Source organism: Pseudomonas sp. SBB6 (assembly GCF_024213215.1).
Lineage (GTDB): Bacteria > Pseudomonadota > Gammaproteobacteria > Pseudomonadales > Pseudomonadaceae > Aquipseudomonas > Aquipseudomonas donghuensis.
Window position 1 is genome coordinate 1 of record NZ_JANAVH010000005.1, and the last position, 17,062, is coordinate 17,062.

Genomic DNA, 17,062 nt, shown 5'->3' on the forward strand with positions numbered 1-17,062 from the left:
GCTTGAAATGCTCTGAGTACTTGCTCATAACTCCCCCAAGGGTTGGATTGGTGTCCAACTTCTTGGGGGCAGTCCATCCCTGTGGGAGCTGGCTTGCCAGCGATGAGGCCGGTACAGCCAGCACATCAGTGTTGTCTGGATAGCGACCGCTGCGCGCCCGATCGCGGGCAAGACCCGCTCCCACAGGACTTGCGCCGTTCTCAAGGGCGCTGGCTTGTCAGCGATGTATCCGGTCCATGCACGGCAGTATCATTGCACTGATTGCTGTGCCTTTGGGCTGAAGCCGGCATTGCTGGGCAAGCCTTCGACAAACGCCGCAATCTGCCGACTGCCGCGCAAGTGGACCACCGGTACCTGCGGCCCGATGGCCTCGCGCACCGCCTCGATCCCCGGGCGATAACCGCGATCAAAGGTCCAGACAAACTTCAAAAAGATCAGAAACGCCCGATCGAGCTTCTCGCTGCAGCCGTCGGCCAGGTCGGGGCGAGGGCGATTCAACACGCTGCGCTTGATCACCCGCCAAAAGCAGGTCAAGCGCGGTGTATCCAGCCAGATGACCAGGTCAGCGCGCGGCAGGCGCAGGTCAAAGGTGCGCCGTGCATAGTTGCCTTCACACACCCAGGTGTCCTGCGCCACCGCCTCGCGCACCCGTGCGCGGTACTGCTCGGCATCGGGCTCGACCCAGCCGGGCTCCCAGAACAGCCTGTCCAGGTGTACCGCCGGCGCGCCCAGGCGTTTACCGAGGACGCGGGCGAGGGTGGACTTACCGCTACCGGCGTTGCCCAAAATGACGATCCGTTGCACGAGGGACTACCTTGTCAAAAAAAGCCGGCAATTGTGCGGGTTTTGCCGGGGCAGTTAAAGAAGGATTGGCGGGGAATCGGGAACACGCTTGACGCCCGGGCGGTTCAAGGTACCGCCGAAAACACCGAGCCGGTGATGCGTTCGCTCAACAGCTCCAGCGCCCGCAGCCCCGCCAGTGAGTTACCCGAGGCGTTCAGTGCTGGTGACCACACACAGATGCTGTAGCGCCCCGGCACAATCGCGACAATACCGCCGCCGACTCCGCTTTTGCCTGGCAGGCCCACACGGTAGGCGAAGTTGCCGGCCTCGTCATACAGCCCGCTGGTGGCCATGATCGCATTCACTTGTTGCGCCTGGCGTGGGTTGAGCACTTGTTCGCCGCTATGTGGGCAGTAACCGCTGTTGGCCAGGAACGCGAAGCCCCGGGCAACGTCTATGCAGTTCATGGACAAGGCGCAATGGTGGAAGTAACTGCGTAGCACCGCATCAACATCGTTATGGAAGTTGCCGAACGCCTGCATCAGGTAGGCCATGGCGGCATTGCGTGCGCGGTGCTGGTATTCGGAGTCCGCGACCACAAGGTCGCTGGTAACGCGCGGGTTGCCAGCCAGGCGGCGGACAAAATCACGCATCGAGAGCGCTGGGGTGGCGTAACGGGACTGGTTGATATCGCAGATCACCAGTGCGCCGGCATTGATAAACGGGTTACGCGGCTTGCCTTTTTCCACCTCAAGCTGCACCAGCGAATTGAACGCTTGCCCGGAAGGCTCGTAACCCAGCCGCGACCAGATATCTTCGCCGCTGTGGTTGATCGCCTGCACCAGGCTGAATACCTTGGAAATGCTCTGGATCGAGAAGGGCGTGTGCGCATCCCCCGCGCAGTGCAATTGACCGTCCAAACCATGCACGGCGATGCCCAGTTGGTTGGGCTCTACCTGGGCCAGGGCGGGTATGTATTGCGCCACTTGGCCCTGGCTGAGCAGGGGGCGAACTTGGTCGAGGATCTCTAGCAGTAATGCTTGCATCAGGTGTTGCCTATGGTGCGTTGGTGTCGGATCCCCCCTGGCCAGAGAGGTGTCACTGCCCATCAGGCGGAATGCCATATTTGGGGAGGTCCTGACAGACGATCTTCCCCGGCAGCGGGGCACTTTTACTCGAAAACAACTTGCCCCTACGCACACCCTTGCAACCTCGTAACCTTGCTCAACCACGTCACGCCTGGTTATGAAACGGCCGGCCAACCGACCGTTTCCTTGCACGGCAATGTCCCATCTGGCAAGGTTGCCGGCAAAACACCCACCGATTGACCCGCGGTGCCTCACATCAAAGGGAATTTGACCTGTCGCTGCAATCATCCGTTCGACGTGATCTGTTGATCCTGTGGCTATCCATTGCCGCAGTTGCTCTTGTGCTGGGGTGGCTGCTGTTGATACTCAGCCGCCAAGGCGCCGGCCCCCAGATTGCGCATGCGCGCCAACTCACCGCGACCAGTTGCCAGGCGCTGCAAGCGGGGGCGGCACGCGTTCGCCAGCAGCTCCCGCCTGCAGACGATCAGCCCTATCCCATGACCCCGGCCGCGGCACAGGCGGTGCTTGATTTGGCACTGCGCGATCAGCCGGGCATGGAGGGTGGCTTCTGGCGAGCGGATGTGGGGGTGGTGGCCTACGCGTTCCCAACCTACGACGGCACGGGAATCAAGCGCGATCCGCCGAGTGCCGAGTTGGAGCGCATTGCCTCCACGGCCCAGCGTGCGCAGGATTCCGCAGGCCTGGTGGCGGACGTGCGACCGGGTTTACGCGAAGCCGTGGCGTTCGCCGCCTGCCCTGTGGCAACCGATGACCGCCGCCTGATCGCCTGGACCCTGCTGCGCGTGCCGCTGTTGGCCGCAGGCACGGTCAACACCCTGATCCTCGCGGTGAGCCTGCTGCTGGCGCTGGTGGTGGTCTCCGGCGCATGGCTGGGCTGGATGCTTGCGCGTTGGCAGCGCCAGTCGGCCCACCTGCGAGAGCAGCTGGCCCAGTCCGAGCGTCTGGCGACCTTGGGGCGCGTTTGCGCCGGGCTCGCGCATGAGATTCGCAATCCGTTGGGCACGATGCGCATGAAGGCGGAAAACGCGATGGCTGCGCCGGCCGACCGGCGCGAAGCCCGTGTGGTTGGTGCCCTGGAGGCGGTGCTGTCGCAAACGGCACGCCTGGAGGCACTGGTGTCGAGCCTCTTGGCATTGACGCAACCGTTGCGCGCCGAGCGCCAGGCGGTTGACCTGCGGGGATGGCTGGAGACGCAGCGCAATGCCCACGCCGAAGCGGCGCAAAAGCATGGCGTACGAATCACACTGGCGGTTGAACCGCAGCTGTCCGATAACGCGAAGGGGCTGGCGCTGTTCGACCCGACACAAATGGCACGGGTCTTTGACAACCTGCTGCTCAACGCGATGGCGCACACGGGAGCATGCGGTGAAATCGAACTCGGTGCGCATCGCACGCGCCGTGGTGCATTGCTGTTGTGGGTGGCGGACGATGGTTGCGGTATTCCGGCCGACATGCGCGAAACGTTGTTCGAGCCTTTCGCCACTACCCGCGCAGGCGGTACCGGCCTGGGGCTGGCGCTGGTGCGTGAGATCGTGCAGGGACACGGCGGGCGGGTCGGTCTCGCCGAGTCGGCCAAGGGCACGCGCATAGAGATGGAGCTACCGTGGCCCGAATCCTGATCGTCGACGATGACGCTGCGTTCCGTGACAGCCTTGCAGAAGTGCTGCAGGACCTGGACCATACGGTGCTGCAGGCTCAAACCACCGATGCGGGCCTGCACAGGCTGCGCACCGAGGCCGTGGATGCGGCCATCGTCGACCTGCGGCTGCCGGGAGAGGATGGTCTGGTGTTCCTGCGCCGTGCGGCGCGCCTCTCGCAGGTGCCTTGCATCATGCTCACCGCCTATGCGAGCGGTGGCAACACCATCGAGGCGATGAGCCTGGGCGCGTTCGACCATCTGACCAAGCCCGTGACCAGGGTCGCCCTGGTCGAAACGCTCGAACGGGCCTTGCGCCAAGCAGCCCCCAGCCCAGACCGGCCGCAGGCGGCTGGGGCATCGCCTGGTGCAAGAGAACCTGTGGATGGCCGCGAACTGGTCAGCGCCAGCGAGGCCATGCGCCAGGTCTTCAAGCGCATCGGGCTGGCTGCGAACTCCGATGCCACCGCCTTGATCCTCGGCGAGACGGGCACGGGCAAGGAGCTGGTGGCGCGCGCCTTGCATCGCAACAGCGCTAGAGCCACCGGCCCCTTCGTCGCAGTGAACTGCGCTGCGATCCCGGCTGAACTGATGGAAAGCGAGCTGTTCGGTCATGTCAAAGGCGCGTTCACCGGTGCCGTCAACGAACGCACCGGGCGCTTTCGCGAGGCCGATGGCGGCACCCTGTTCCTTGACGAGATCGGCGACATGCCGCTGCCCACACAGGCGAAGATCCTGCGGGTGCTGCAGGAGCGCGAGATCACCCCCGTGGGCGCCAACCGCGTCCAGCCGGTGGACGTGCGCATCGTCGTGGCCACGCACCGGGACCTGCCCGCCGCGGTCAAGGAGGGGCGCTTCCGGGAAGACCTGTGGTACCGCCTGCAGGTGGTGCCGCTGTGGCTGCCGCCGCTGCGTGAGCGGCTGGGCGACGTGCTGCTGCTGGCCGAACACTTTCTACGCCTGTTGGGCGGCGACTCGCCCAAGCGCTTGAGTGCGGCGGCAGCTCGGCTGCTGCTGGCCCACCCTTGGCCCGGCAACGTGCGCGAACTGCGCAACGCCATGGAACGCGCGGCCATCCTCAGCCACGGCGCGGTCATCGATGTCGAGCACATCGGCTTGCAGACGGCGGCGGCGCCCACCCCGGGCCTGGACATCGACTGGGAGGGACCTATGGCACAAGCCGTTGCCCACCTGGAGCGCGAGATGATTGTGCGTGCCCTGACTGCGACGGCTGGTAACCGCGCGGAGGCGGCGCGGCGTCTCGGTCTGTCTCGCCAACAGCTCTACCGCAAGCTGGCCGAGTTTGAGCTGGACTGACCCCTGCGCAGGCCAGCCGGTGTCCGATTCTGTGACACCCGGGCGTCACGGGATCGGACGGTACATGGCTCGTTATTGATATAAGTAGTTGATTTCGTTGTAAATATTATTAGGCATGGTGCTTGCACTACAGGTTGGGTGTTGTTTCCCAAGCCAAGGAGCTTCTCCAATGTCTACGTATTTCATCGCCACGTCTGCTGCGCTGGTATTCGGACTGTGCAACCTCAGCGCACAGGCCATGCCGCCCGACCCAGCCGCTCATCTGCCTGCGACACCGCATCAAGACATGGCCGCCCCTGGCCTGATGGGCCAGTACGTGGTGGAAGGTCAGGTCCAGCGGATGCTCATCAATCCCTACGGTGAGGTCGACGGCCTGCGCCTGAGCGACGGAACCATTGTCAAGTTCGCGCCGCACATGGCCGATGCGCTCACTGCGGCGGTCCAGGTGGGGGACGCCGTGCGCATCATCGGACGGGCGCAAGCGCGGGGCACGGTCAAGGCCGACGCCATCGTCCACACCGACAGCGGGCGCACCGTGTACGACCAGCCGCCGCCGGTCGGCGAAGGCCGAGTCCTGCCACCCCACCTGCGCGCCCAGCGCCTGCAGCCCCAGCAGGTGGAAGGCCAGGTGGAGGCCGTGCTCACCGGTCCGCGGGGCGAGGCCAACGGCGTCATCCTGAGCGATGGCAGCATCGTTCGTTTCCCGCCAGAAAGCCTGCGCCTTTCGGTGCAGACGGGGGCGCCGTTCGCGGCATCCGGGCTGGGCACGCGCAATGCGTTTGGCACCGCGTTGGAAGCCGTCAGCATGGGCACCTCGCTGTCCACCCTGGAGCCGCTCTACGACCGTGCGCAGTAAGGATGTGACGATGGCAACGCCTTCCATAACCCCGACGCACGCCAGCTCGCGGAGCTGGCTGTCCGGCCTGAACTTCTTCCTGGCCGACGTCCGTGACGGCCTGGGGCCCTTCCTCGGTGTGCTTCTGGCCAGTCAAGGCTGGCGAGCCGATGACATTGGCTACGTGATGGCCATCGGCGGCGTCGCAGGCATGCTGGCGACCACGCCGATGGGAGCCTGGATCGACGCTTCGCGCTACAAGCGACTGCTACTGGCAAGTGCCACCGTCATGCTCATGCTCGCCACGGCGGCGCTATGGACGGCACCGTCGTTCGGCGTCGTGGTCGCCTCTCAGCTGGTGACCGGTGCCGTGGGGGCGTTGATGGGCGCCGGCATCATGGGTATTACCTTGGGCATCGTGGATCAGAGGGACCTGTCTCGGCAGCTTGGCATCAACGAGGCCTGGAACCATGCCGGCAACGTGGTCGCGGCTGCATTGGCCGGGCTGGCAGGCTACCGCTGGGGGCTGTCAGCCGTATTCGTGTTGATGGCCCTGATGGCGTGCGCGGCGCTTGCTTGCTTGTGCAAGATCCATCCGCAGGACATCAATCATGAGCGGGCCCGTGGTGCAGACCTCACTTGCAACCAGCCTGCGCAAGGTGGCAGTCCTTCGCCTTCCATGTTGCGGATTTTGACGGACTCGCGCGAGCTGGGCCTGCTCGCGATCACGATGCTGCTGTTCCACCTGGGCAATGCCGCGATGCTGCCCTTGTTTGCGCAGTCGATCGTCACGCGCGGGCTGGCGGACCCCAGCGTGTTCACTGCATCGACCGTCATCGTCGCGCAGCTGGTGATGGTTCCTGTGGCGCTTTGGGCTGGATGGTATGCCTCTCGGCACGGGTATCGGGTACTGATCATTACCGCCCTGTTGGCTTTACCCTTGCGAGGGCTGATCGCCGGTTTCTGGGCGTCCCCGTGGGCACTGATTCCGGTACAGGCCCTTGACGGAATCGGGGCGGGTCTGCTGGGTGTCGCCTTGCCTGGGCTTGTCGCGTGCATCCTGCGCGGCACTGGACACGTCAATGCAGGGCTTGGTGCCGTGATGGCGATCCAAGGGATAGGCGCGGCCATGAGTCACGCACTCGCCGGTTGGATCGCGCATCGTTTCGGCTATAGCGCAGCCTTCGTCGCGCTGGGCACCGTGGCCGCAATCGGACTACTCACCTATCACTTTGGCATCGTCTCCCAACCTGCTCGCCGACTGGGCCAAGGTGCCGGCGCGGATCGGTAGATACCGGCCTGTTGCTGCCCATCCCTCAAAAAAACTGCACCCACCCCTCACTTTTTTGAATTACCACCCCCCACCGCAACCCCGGCAAAATCCCCCCAACGCAACACTCAAAAAATTCCATCTCCACGGACGGAGCCTATTGGTATTGCCCCTCGCAATACTCAGCCCAGCCACGTTGGCCGGGCTTTTTTTACTGCCCAGGTGCCCGATTTACCCATGTCTACCCGCGGTCTGAACAACTGGTTCAGCCGGCTGCTGCCGGCCCCTCTGAACATCCCCCCGAAAGAATGGCTACGCGCAGGCGTCGGCGCGCTGCTCGGTCTGTTTCTTGCTGGTTTCGCCTGTAGCCTGGCCTTTGGCCCGACGGTGGCGCTGCACTTGCTCGGGCCGTTGGCGGCCTCGGCGGTGCTGCTGTTTGCCGTGCACTCCGGCGCGCTGGCGCAGCCCTGGCCCTTTGTTGGCAGCTATGCCTGCGCGACAGCGGTGGGGCTGGTGTTGCATCACTGTTTTGGCTCGGCCTTGTGGGTCGCGGCGCTGGCCCTTGGCGTGGCGATTTTGCTGATGTGCCTGCTGCGCTGCCTGCACCCGCCGGGTGGCGGGGTGGCGGTGAGTGTAGTGCTGGCGGACTCATCACTGGCGGCAATGGGCGACCAGGTGTTCGAGCCGATCATGCTCAATGCCCTGGTACTGGTGGCCGTAGCGGTGATCTACAACCGCCTGACCGGCGTGCGCTACCCGAAAACCGCCACGCCGCGAAAAGACCTGCACCACACCGCCGATGTGTTGCCGGGTGAGCGGGTCGGGGTCAGTGGCGAGGACCTCGACCAGGCGCTGGAAGAGCTCGGCGAGTTTGTCGACGTCACCCGCGATGAGCTCGAACGCATCATCATGGCCACCGAGCAGCACGCGCTCAAGCGCAGCCTCGGCGGCATTACCGCCGCCTCGGTGATGTCGCGGGATGTGCAGTTGGCGACCCCGCAGACCACCCTGCAGCAGGCCTGGCAGGTGTTGTCGAGCCACCACTTGCACACCTTGCCGGTACTGGATGAGGCGCGGCGTCTGGTGGGGATTGTCAGCTTGAGCGACCTGGTCGGGCCGGCCATGGCCGAGGGGCGTTTCAGCTGGCGCGGGTTGTTTGGGCGCCGGCCTCAGGTGCTGCTGGAGCAGATCATGAGCCGGCCGGTGATTACCGTGCGCAGTGATGAGCCCGCGGTGGCGCTGATTCCGTTGCTCAGTGAGCAGGGGCTGCATTGCTTGCCGGTGATGCAAGGGGAGGCGCTGGTGGGGGTGATCACCCAGACGGATTTGATTGCCGGGCTCAAACGCCAGTTGCTCAGTGAAGCGACGCGCTCAGATCACCGGATCCCAGCGCTGTGACCAGTCACTCTCACCGGCCACCACTTCGCGCAGCACCCTGAACGCCTGCTGCAACGCCTCGCTGTCGCGCTCGCGGGCATACACCAGGTAGGTGGGGTAGGTGAACTCCGGCGCTTGCGGCACACGTTCGAATACGCCGCTGTCCAGGTACGCCTGCACCACGCGGGTACGGAAGTAGCCGCTGCCACCGTGCTCGAGGATGTACTGCAGCGCCAGCGGCCCGAGGTTGAAGCTCAGCGCCGGGCGCGCGCATTCGGGCAGGGCGGCGTCGTGGCGGCGGCGGAAGGCCTGGCCCCAGTCGATGTATACGTAAGGTTCGGGCTGGTCTTTGCGGCGGATGCGGATCAGTTTTTCTTCCATCAGCTGTTCCACCTGCAGGCCCGGGCCGTAGGTGGGCTGGTAGACCAGCACGGCGTCGAGCACGCCCATTTCCACTTTGTGCAGCAAGGACTCGCCGTCGCTGACTTCACTGCGAATGGCGTGGCCGGGCATTTCCCGGTGCAGGGCGCTGACCCAGCCGAGCACCAGCGGGTTGCCCAGGCTGACTTCGCCGCCGATGTGCAGCACCTGGTGGCAGCCCTCGGGCAAGGGCAGGTCGCGGCGTGCGGCCTCCCAGGTTTGCACCAGCTGATTGGCGTAAACCACGAAGGCTTCGCCGTCGGCGGTGAGGCTGGCGCCGCTGCGGCTGCGGATGAACAACTGGCAGGCCAGTTGCTGTTCGAGCTTTTGTACCCGGGCGGTGATAGCCGTCTGGGTGACGTGCAGGCGTTCGGCGGCGGACACCAGGCTGCCACTGCGAACGATTTCAAGGAAGGTACGGGCCAGCTCGATATCCATGGGGGGGCAGCCTGTTTTTGCGGTGGGCTATTGTAGTGGCTTTGCACCGCAATGGGGCAGGGGAAGAGGTTGTGCAGATCGATGACCTTTGGTCGCCTCAGGCGATAGGCCTGTCGATTGCGCGCCTGCCTGATCGACCACCCTGTACCCCCCTCATGCAGGAGTTCAGCCCATGTCCTATGTCGACGGTTTTGTCCTCGCAGTGCCCACCGCCAACCGCGAATCCTTCAAAAAACACGCCGAAGAGGCCGCTGTGGTGTTCAAGGAATGCGGTGCGCTGAAGGTGATCGAGTGCTGGGGCGATGATGTTCCCGAGGGCAAGCTCACCTCGTTCCCCATGGCCGTGAAGCTCAAGGACGACGAGACGGTGGTGTTTTCCTGGGTCCTCTGGCCGTCACGCGAAGTGCGCGATGCGGGGATGCAGAAGATGATGCAGGACCCGCGCTTGCAGCCTGAGCAGAACCCGATGCCGTTTGATGGTAAGCGGGTGATTTTTGGTGGATTCAGGATTCTTGTGGATGTCTGAGAGTGTTGGGGCTGCGTTGCAGCCCATCGCCGGCAAGGCCGGCGCCCACAGGGATCGGTGTATGCCGACCCTGTGGGCGCTTATTGCTTAAACCTTGAAGCGCGCCACCAGTGCCGTCAGTTGCCCGGCCAGCCCCGCCAATGCCTGGCTGGCTTCGCTGGTCTGTTGCGCCCCGGCCGCCGAGCGGGTCGACAGTTCGCGGATGTTGAGCAAATTACGATCCACCTCGCGCGCCACTTGCGCCTGCTCCTCGGCGGCGCTGGCAATCACCAGGTTGCGCTCGTTGATCTCGCCAATGGCGCTGTAGATCCCTTCCAGTACCTGCCCTGAGGCCTGGGTAATACCCAAGGTCGACTGCGCCCGCTGGGTGCTGGCCTGCATCGACGTCACTGCCGCTTCGGTACCGTGCTGCACGCGGCCAATCATCTGCTCGATTTCCTGGGTCGATTGCTGGGTGCGGTAGGCGAGGGTGCGCACCTCGTCGGCGACCACGGCAAAGCCGCGCCCGGCTTCCCCGGCACGGGCCGCTTCGATGGCGGCATTGAGCGCCAGCAGGTTGGTTTGTTCGGACACCGAGCGAATCACTTCCAGCACCTGGCCGATGTCGCGAATCTGCCCGGCCAGTTGCTCCAGGTGCGCGCTGCTGGTCTGCACCTCTCGGGCCATGGCCTGGGTGCCGTCGAGGTTGTCGCTGACCTGGCGGCGGCTTTGTTCGGCCAGTTCGTTGGAGGCGCTGGCCGCTTGCGAGGTGGACACGGCGTTGCGCGCGACTTCCTCCACGGCCGTGGTCATTTCGGTGACGGCGGTGGCGGCCTGTTCCAGCTCCTGGTCTTGCTGGCGCAGGCTGTGCGAGCTCTGTTCGGTAATGCCATTGAGTGCACCGGCAGCCTCGGCCAGTTGCCTGGCACAGCCGGTGATCTGCCCCAGGGTGTCGCGCTGGCTGTGCTGCATACGCTGCAGTTCGCTGAACAGCTGACCGATCTCGTTGCTGCTGTGCACCGTCACCGGCACGCTCAAGTCGCCATTGGCAATACGCTGGAAGTGCTGGCCGGCCTCGCGTAGCGGACGCAGTACACGCTGGGCGATAAAGCTCCAGCACAGGGCGGCGAGCAGCAAGGTCAGCAGCCCCAGCGCCACGCTCAGCACCTGGGCGCTGCTCAGGCGCCGGTCGGATTCGAGCATGATCTGCTGGCTGCGCTCGTTCAGCGCCGCCACCAGTTGTTGGCGCAGCGCCTGCAAGCGGCCCATGGCGTTGCCAGCGTCGATGTTGACTTTGAAGTACTGCTGCAGGTCGTTCTGGCGGGTGGCTTCACGCTGCCCGGCCACCGCTTTGGCGTATTCGCCAAAGGTGCTTTGCAGCGCCACGGTCAGGGACTTGAGCGTCGGTTCTTGGGCGTTGCTGACCAACTCATTGATCAACTGCGCGCTGTTGCCCAGCAGTTCCTCCGAGAGCTTCAGGCGTTTGTTGGCACTCTCGCTGTGGCCGCCGGTCTGTTCGATAAAGCCCGAGGACACGTTGGCGCTGGCGCGGATCGCCATCAGCAGGGCGTTGTTCAGGCGGTCCGACTGGTGCGCGGTCTGGTCCAGTTCGCTGATCTGCTGGTCGCTACCCACCGCCGCGCGCCAGGCGCTGACGGTGGAGAACAGCAAGGTCAGGCTGAACAGCGACAGCACCCAGAACATACCGGTGCGGATTTTCAGGTCGGCGAACATGCAGGCAGTACTCCTTTAGTTGTTATCACCCCACGCGTTGCCGCTGTAACGGCAGTGGGTGGGTCTGCTATCGGAGTGGCTGCTGGCGGACTTGAGGGGGTAAGGCCTGCTTGTGTTCGATTACCGCACGCTGTTTGCCTCAGCGGCCTTCATGCTGGCGCCGATACGCCCCCGGCTGCACGCCGACGGCCTTGCTGAAGGCACGGGTAAAGGCGGCAATCGACTGATAACCCACCGCCGCACACACCTGCTCGACGGTGTGGTTGGCCTTGAGCAGCTGGCAGGCATGGCGCATGCGCAGGGCCAGCAACACTTGCCCCGGCGATTGCCCGGCCAGTTCGCTGAAGCGCTTGAAGAACGCCGAACGCGACAGCCCCGTGCAGGCTGCCATGCTTTCCAGCGACCAGGGCTGGTCGGGGTGTTCGATCAGTTGCTCGAGCAGGCTGGCAAAGTTGGCGTGACGTGCCAGGGCCACCAGGCCGCTGATGCCCTGGTCGTCGCTGACGCGCTGGCGCAGCACGTACAAAAACAGCAGGTGGCTCAGGCGTTCGAGCAGCGCCGAGGAGGGCGCGGGCAGCCGTTGGCACTCGGCCAGGATCAGTTCGAACAGTGCACGTGCGGCTGTGGATGCCGGGTCGCCGGCACGCAGGATGATCCAGTCGTCCAGGCTGTCGATGATCAGCGACGACAGGCCCGGTTGAAAATGAAAGAACCCGCACACCAGGCCGACGCCGTCAGTGGCTGCGCTGTCCAGCGCTTGCATGACCTGGCGCGGTTGCTGCTGGGCCAGCTCGCAGTCCTGGGCATTGGACAGCCGATAGTTGAAGTCGCGCAGCAGGAACACCGCATCGCCGGCTTGCAGGCGCATGGCCTCGGCCTGGCCGTCGATATGCAGCCAGCAATGGCCCTGGACGATCAGGTGGAAACTGGCCCGCGCCAGGCCGTGGGTGCTGGCGTGCCAAGCGCCGCAATAACGCCCGACATGGAACAGGCTGGCGTCTAGCTCAAGGCTTTCTAATAACCAATCGACTACAGGGCTGGACGAAATCATCTAATGAAAAGACTCAGGAGCAAGTAATAGCGACTGCAGAATATGGCAGGTAATTCTTATAACCAACAGACTTGTGGCACACCCCTAGTCTGCAGGAGTCCACTCCATGTCGCGCGTCACTGTCCATACACTGCAAAGCGCCCCAGAGGCTGCCCGTCCTTACCTGGAAAACGCCCAGAAGGCCTCCGGTTTCATCCCCAACCTGCTCGGCGTGCTGGCCAACGCCCCGGCGGCGCTGGAAACCTATGTCACCGTCTCGGCACTCAATGGCAAGGCCGAGCTGAGTCTGGCCGAGCGTGAAGTGGTGCAACTGGTGGCTGCCACCCACCACGGTTGCGACTTCTGCGTGGCCGGCCACACTGCCGTGGCGCTGAACAAGGCCAAGCTGGGGCAAGAGGTGGTCGATGCCCTGCGCGCCAAGAGCGAGCTGCCGCAAGAGAAGCTCGAAGCCCTGGCGGCGTTCACCCGCGAAGTCATCGCCACCCGCGGCAATGTCAGCGAGGCCGGCTACGGAGCGTTGCGCGAAGCGGGTTACAGCGAAGGCAATGCCCTGGAGGTGATCCTCGGTGTAAGCCTGGCAACCCTGTGCAACTTTGCTAATGTGTTCGCCCAAACCCCGCTCAATGACGAGCTGAGCAAGTACCGCTGGCAGCCTTCGGCATAACGAACCCTCGGCGCCGGCGCAGGCTGGCGCATTTTTAATGGAGTAAACGCTATGCTCGATCCCGCATTGGTTACGTGGCTGGATGCCCAGGCCGAAGCCCTCGACCAGGGCCATGGCGACCCGCAGGCGGTACTGGGGCAACTGGCGGCGGCGCAGGTGCTGCGCGTCGGCATCGACCAGGCTCTGGGCGGTAGCGGCGGCACGGTCGCCGACGCGGTAGAGACGCTTGCCAATGTCGCCAGCCATTCCCTGGCGGCGGCCTTCGTCTTCTGGGGCCAGCGCGCCTTTGTCGAATACTTGCTGCACAGCCCCAACGCCGGGCTGCGCGAGCGCCTGTTGGCCGACCTGCTCAGTGGCAAACTGGCCGGCGCCACCGGGCTCTCCAACGCCATGAAGTACCTCTCGGGTATCGAAGCGCTGCAGGTCAAGGGCCTGCGTGACAACCAGGGCTGGACCCTGGCCGGGCGCCTGCATTGGGTGACCAACCTGCGCAAGGGGGGCTTCGTGGTGGCGGCAGCCATTGAAGAGGAGGGCGCCTCGCCATTCGTCCTGGCTATTCCCGACACTGCTGTCGGGCTGACCCGCTCCGACGACCTGCAACTGCTGGGCCTGCAGTCGAGCAACACCGCCGCCTTGAGTTTCGAGCAGGTGCCGGTCAGCCGCGACTGGCTGCTGCACGAAAACGCCAAGCAGTTTCTGCCTGCGGTGCGCCCGTCGTTCCTGGGCCTGCAATGCGGCATGGCCATCGGCCTGGCGCGCCGTTCATTGAGTGAGGTGGAGGCGCATCTGCAAGGCATGCGCTCGTTCCTTGGCGAGGCGCTGCAGGTACTGCGCGAGCGCCTGGAAAACACCGTGACCGAACTGAAAAAGGGCCTGCTCGACGGGCGCTTTCTGACCCAACCGGCGGCCTTGTTCAAGCTGCGCATCACCCTCGCCGAAACCGCAGCCGATGCCGTGCAGCTTGAGTTGCAGGCCAGCGGCGGCAAGGCTTATCTCACCGCTTACGGCGCAGGCTTTGCCCGCCGCTGGCGCGAGTCGGCCTTCGTGCCCATCGTTACCCCGAGCCTGGTGCAACTGCGCGCCGAGCTGCAACGCCAGGCGCCGGCAGCATGACCGAGGTGTTGCTCGAAGCCCGCGGTATCAGCCTCGGCTACCCGCGTGAACACGGCTGGCAAAGCGTGCTGGAAGATTTCGACCTGCAACTGGCGCCCGGTGAGGTGATCACCATCCTCGGCCCCAGTGGTGTCGGCAAATCCAGCCTGTTGCGGGTGCTGGCCGGTTTGCAGCAAGCTCGCGCCGGCAGCGTCAGCCTGCTGGGTGAGCCGCTGCAGGGGCCGCACCCACGCCTGGCGGTGGCCTTCCAGGACCCCAGCCTGCTGCCCTGGCTGAGCCTGGAAAGCAACGTCGCCTTCGGCCTGGATTTCGCCCGCCAGCCCAAGCTTGCCGCCAGCGAACGACGGGCGCGCATCGACCATGCCATCGAGGCGGTCGGCCTGCAGCACGCTCGCGAGCAGTACCCGGCGCAGCTCTCCGGCGGCATGGCCCAGCGTACCGCGCTGGCCCGCTGCCTGGCACGCCAACCGCAAGTGCTGTTGCTCGATGAACCCTTCGGCGCCCTGGATGAAGTGACCCGCGCCGACATGCAGCAACTGCTGCTGCAACTGATTGCCCGGCACAACACTGCGGCCATCCTCATTACCCACGATATTGACGAAGCCCTGCTGTTGTCCGATCGCGTGCTGCTACTGGGCAACCACCCGGCGCGCACCCTCGGCCAATGGCCCATCGACCTGCCGCAGCCACGCGAGCAGCGGGTCGAGGAACTGGGCGCGCTGCGCATCGACATACTCAAAACCCTTCGGCGGGCCAGCCGCACACCCGAACCTGATTCTCAACCTATGCCGCTGCCGTCGGAGACTGCCCATGTGCCTGGACGACTTCACCCACACTCGTCGTGACTTCATCAAACTCAGCGCCCTGCTGACCGCTGGCGGCGCCATGCCGCTGCTCAATAGCCTGCAGGCGCGTGCGGCCAGCGACCCGGATGCACCGGTGCGCATCGGCTACCTGCCGATCACCGACGCCACGCCGTTGCTGGTGGCGCACAACAATGGCCTGTTCGAAGCCGAGGGCATCAAGGCCGAGCGGCCGGTGCTGCTGCGCAGTTGGGCGCAGGTGATCGAGGCGTTCATTTCCGGGCAGGTCAACGTCATTCACCTGCTCTCGCCGATGACCGTCTGGGCCCGCTACGGCAGCAAGGTGCCGGCCAAGGTGGTGGCCTGGAACCACGTTGGCGGCTCGGGCCTGACCGTGGCCCCGGGCGTCACCGAGGTCAAGCAACTGGGCGGGCAGACCGTGGCGATTCCGTTCTGGTACTCGATCCATAACGTGGTGGTGCAGCAGCTGTTTCGCGACCACGGCCTGACCCCGGTGTCCAAGGCCGCGACTGCCCAGTTGGCCGCCAACGAGGTCAACCTGGTGGTGCTGCCGCCGTCGGACATGCCGCCGGCGCTCGCCAGCAAGCGCATCGCCGGCTACATCGTCGCCGAGCCGTTCAACGCCCTGGCCGAAGACCTCAAGGTCGGCCGCGTGCAGCGTTTTACCGGCGACATCTGGCGCAACCATGCCTGCTGCGTGGTGTTCATGCACGAGCATGACCTGAACAACCGCCCAGAGTGGTCGCAGAAGGTGGTCAATGCCATCGTCAAGGCCCAGCTGTGGACCCGCGACCACCGCGCCGAAGCCGCCGCGCTGCTGTCCAAGAGCGGGCCGAACAAATACACCCCGCACACCCCGCAGGTGCTCAGCCAGGTACTGGCGCCGGCGGCCGCGGCCCGCGACGCCTACATCGCCAGCGGTGCGATCCAGCATGCGCAGTGGGACGAGAAACGCATCGATTTTCAGCCCTATCCGTTCCCCAGCTACACCGAAGAACTGGTGCGCCGCCTGCAGAACACTTTGATCGAAGGCGACAAGGGTTTTCTCGCCGGCCTCGACCCGCAACAGACCGCCCGCGATCTGGTCGACGACCGCTTCGTGCGCAACAGCATCGCCGCCGTCGGCGGGCTCAAGGCTTTCGGCTTGCCGGAGAGCTTCGAGCGTAGCGAGGAGTTTTCGATCTGATGGGCAAGCATGCAATCCATGGCGCCCTCGGCGTTGCCGGCCTGCTCGGCTTGTTGTTGCTGTGGTGGCTGGGCGTGCATGTGTTTGGCGAGGCCGATGGCCTGTCGGCGCGTTTTTCGCCCCAGGCCAGCCTCGGCAGCCTGATCGAGCTGCTGGGCCAGGGCGAGGTGTACGAGCACATCTGGGTCAGCCTCACGCGCATCCTCATCGGCTTGCTGCTGGCTTTGCTGATCGGCGTGCCGCTGGGCTTGTTGGTGGGTAGCTATCGTCACCTGGAGGCGGCGACCACCCCGGCGTTTCAGTTCTTGCGGATGATCTCGCCGCTGTCGTGGATGCCGGTGGTGGTGATGCTGATGGGGGTGGGCGATCAACCGATCTACTTCCTGCTGGCCTTCGCCGCGCTGTGGCCGATCCTGCTCAATACCGCTGCGGGTGTGCGCCAGCTCGATCCGCGCTGGTTGCAGTTGAGCCGCAGCCTGAGCGCGACGCGCTGGGAGACCCTGTGCAAGGTGATCATCCCCGGCGTGCTTGGCCATGTGCTGACCGGCGTGCGCCTGGCCATTGGTATCTTGTGGATCGTGCTGGTGCCGTGCGAAATGCTTGGGGTGAGTGCCGGGCTTGGTTACTTCATCCTCGATACCCGCGATCGGCTGGCGTACTCGGAGCTGATGGCGATGGTGCTGTTGATCGGTGTGCTGGGCTTTATGCTCGATGCGGTGGCTCGGGGGCTGCATCGGCGATGGGTGCATGGGTGATCGCTGGCAAGGCCAGTTCCAATTGAGAGCTGGCTTTACGCAGAT

General features: G+C 64.8%; 16 protein-coding genes. 11 read left to right on the forward strand and 5 right to left on the reverse strand.

Annotation, left to right across the window (positions count from 1 at the left end; translation table 11 throughout):
- Positions 1-249 precede the first annotated feature (249 nt).
- Positions 250-804, reverse strand: coding sequence for an AAA family ATPase (locus NLX68_RS11465; protein WP_254284074.1), 555 nt, complete (start codon positions 802-804; stop codon positions 250-252).
- Between the two features lie 104 nt (positions 805-908).
- Complete coding sequence (gene glsB / locus NLX68_RS11470) at positions 909-1,829, reverse strand: glutaminase B (protein WP_010225642.1); 921 nt, start codon at positions 1,827-1,829, stop codon at positions 909-911.
- A 347-nt stretch (positions 1,830-2,176) separates the two neighbouring features.
- Between glsB and NLX68_RS11475 the strand changes: the two genes are divergently transcribed.
- The 5 genes from NLX68_RS11475 (at position 2,177) to NLX68_RS11495 (ending at position 8,348) form a co-directional block, all read left to right on the forward strand.
- Positions 2,177-3,511: a PAS domain-containing sensor histidine kinase gene (locus tag NLX68_RS11475; protein ID WP_254284075.1), complete on the forward strand. Its 1,335-nt coding sequence runs from the start codon at positions 2,177-2,179 to the stop codon at positions 3,509-3,511.
- A complete protein-coding gene (locus NLX68_RS11480) occupies positions 3,496-4,845 on the forward strand; it encodes a sigma-54 dependent transcriptional regulator (protein WP_254284076.1) in 1,350 nt (449 codons plus the stop codon). The genes NLX68_RS11475 and NLX68_RS11480 overlap by 16 nt, the downstream gene beginning before the upstream one ends.
- Positions 4,846-5,014: 169 nt before the next feature.
- Positions 5,015-5,701: a hypothetical protein gene (locus NLX68_RS11485; RefSeq protein WP_254284077.1), complete on the forward strand. Its 687-nt coding sequence runs from the start codon at positions 5,015-5,017 to the stop codon at positions 5,699-5,701.
- Between the two features lie 10 nt (positions 5,702-5,711).
- Entirely contained in the window at positions 5,712-6,971 is a 1,260-nt protein-coding gene (locus tag NLX68_RS11490; protein ID WP_254284078.1) for an MFS transporter, read from the forward strand.
- 216 nt (positions 6,972-7,187) lie between these two features.
- Positions 7,188-8,348 carry an HPP family protein gene (locus tag NLX68_RS11495; RefSeq protein WP_254284079.1) on the forward strand — a complete coding sequence of 387 codons (1,161 nt, stop codon included), beginning with the start codon at positions 7,188-7,190 and terminating at the stop codon, positions 8,346-8,348.
- On the opposite strand, the gene NLX68_RS11500 is transcribed toward NLX68_RS11495, so the two are convergent.
- The gene (locus tag NLX68_RS11500; protein ID WP_010225649.1) at positions 8,322-9,185 is read right to left on the reverse strand and encodes a LysR family transcriptional regulator; all 864 of its coding nucleotides are present in this window, start codon (positions 9,183-9,185) and stop codon (positions 8,322-8,324) included. The two genes, NLX68_RS11495 and NLX68_RS11500, sit on opposite strands and share 27 nt — an antisense overlap.
- A 172-nt stretch (positions 9,186-9,357) precedes the next feature.
- Here NLX68_RS11500 and NLX68_RS11505 point away from each other — a divergent pair, with 172 nt between their 5' ends.
- Positions 9,358-9,711: a DUF1428 domain-containing protein gene (locus NLX68_RS11505; RefSeq protein ID WP_254284080.1), complete on the forward strand. Its 354-nt coding sequence runs from the start codon at positions 9,358-9,360 to the stop codon at positions 9,709-9,711.
- 87 nt (positions 9,712-9,798) lie between these two features.
- Here NLX68_RS11505 and NLX68_RS11510 read toward each other — a convergent pair whose 3' ends face one another.
- Entirely contained in the window at positions 9,799-11,424 is a 1,626-nt protein-coding gene (locus NLX68_RS11510) for a methyl-accepting chemotaxis protein (RefSeq protein ID WP_254284081.1), read from the reverse strand.
- A gap of 139 nt (positions 11,425-11,563) precedes the next feature.
- On the reverse strand, positions 11,564-12,475 hold the full coding sequence (locus NLX68_RS11515; RefSeq protein WP_254284082.1) for an AraC family transcriptional regulator: 912 nt from the start codon (positions 12,473-12,475) through the stop codon (positions 11,564-11,566).
- Between the two features lie 106 nt (positions 12,476-12,581).
- Between NLX68_RS11515 and NLX68_RS11520 the strand changes: the two genes are divergently transcribed.
- The 5 genes from NLX68_RS11520 to NLX68_RS11540 are packed head-to-tail and all read left to right on the forward strand — an operon-like array spanning position 12,582 to position 17,017.
- A complete protein-coding gene (locus NLX68_RS11520; RefSeq protein ID WP_254284083.1) occupies positions 12,582-13,139 on the forward strand; it encodes a carboxymuconolactone decarboxylase family protein in 558 nt (185 codons plus the stop codon).
- A 51-nt stretch (positions 13,140-13,190) separates the two neighbouring features.
- On the forward strand, positions 13,191-14,252 hold the full coding sequence (locus NLX68_RS11525) for an acyl-CoA dehydrogenase (protein WP_254284084.1): 1,062 nt from the start codon (positions 13,191-13,193) through the stop codon (positions 14,250-14,252).
- A complete protein-coding gene (locus NLX68_RS11530) occupies positions 14,249-15,097 on the forward strand; it encodes an ABC transporter ATP-binding protein (protein WP_254284085.1) in 849 nt (282 codons plus the stop codon). The genes NLX68_RS11525 and NLX68_RS11530 overlap by 4 nt, the downstream gene beginning before the upstream one ends.
- Positions 15,063-16,262 (forward strand): ABC transporter substrate-binding protein, encoded by a 1,200-nt coding sequence (locus NLX68_RS11535; RefSeq protein WP_254284086.1) that lies wholly within the window; start codon positions 15,063-15,065, stop codon positions 16,260-16,262. The genes NLX68_RS11530 and NLX68_RS11535 overlap by 35 nt, the downstream gene beginning before the upstream one ends.
- Positions 16,262-17,017: an ABC transporter permease gene (locus NLX68_RS11540; RefSeq protein WP_254284087.1), complete on the forward strand. Its 756-nt coding sequence runs from the start codon at positions 16,262-16,264 to the stop codon at positions 17,015-17,017. The genes NLX68_RS11535 and NLX68_RS11540 overlap by 1 nt, the downstream gene beginning before the upstream one ends.
- Positions 17,018-17,062: the final 45 nt, after the last annotated feature.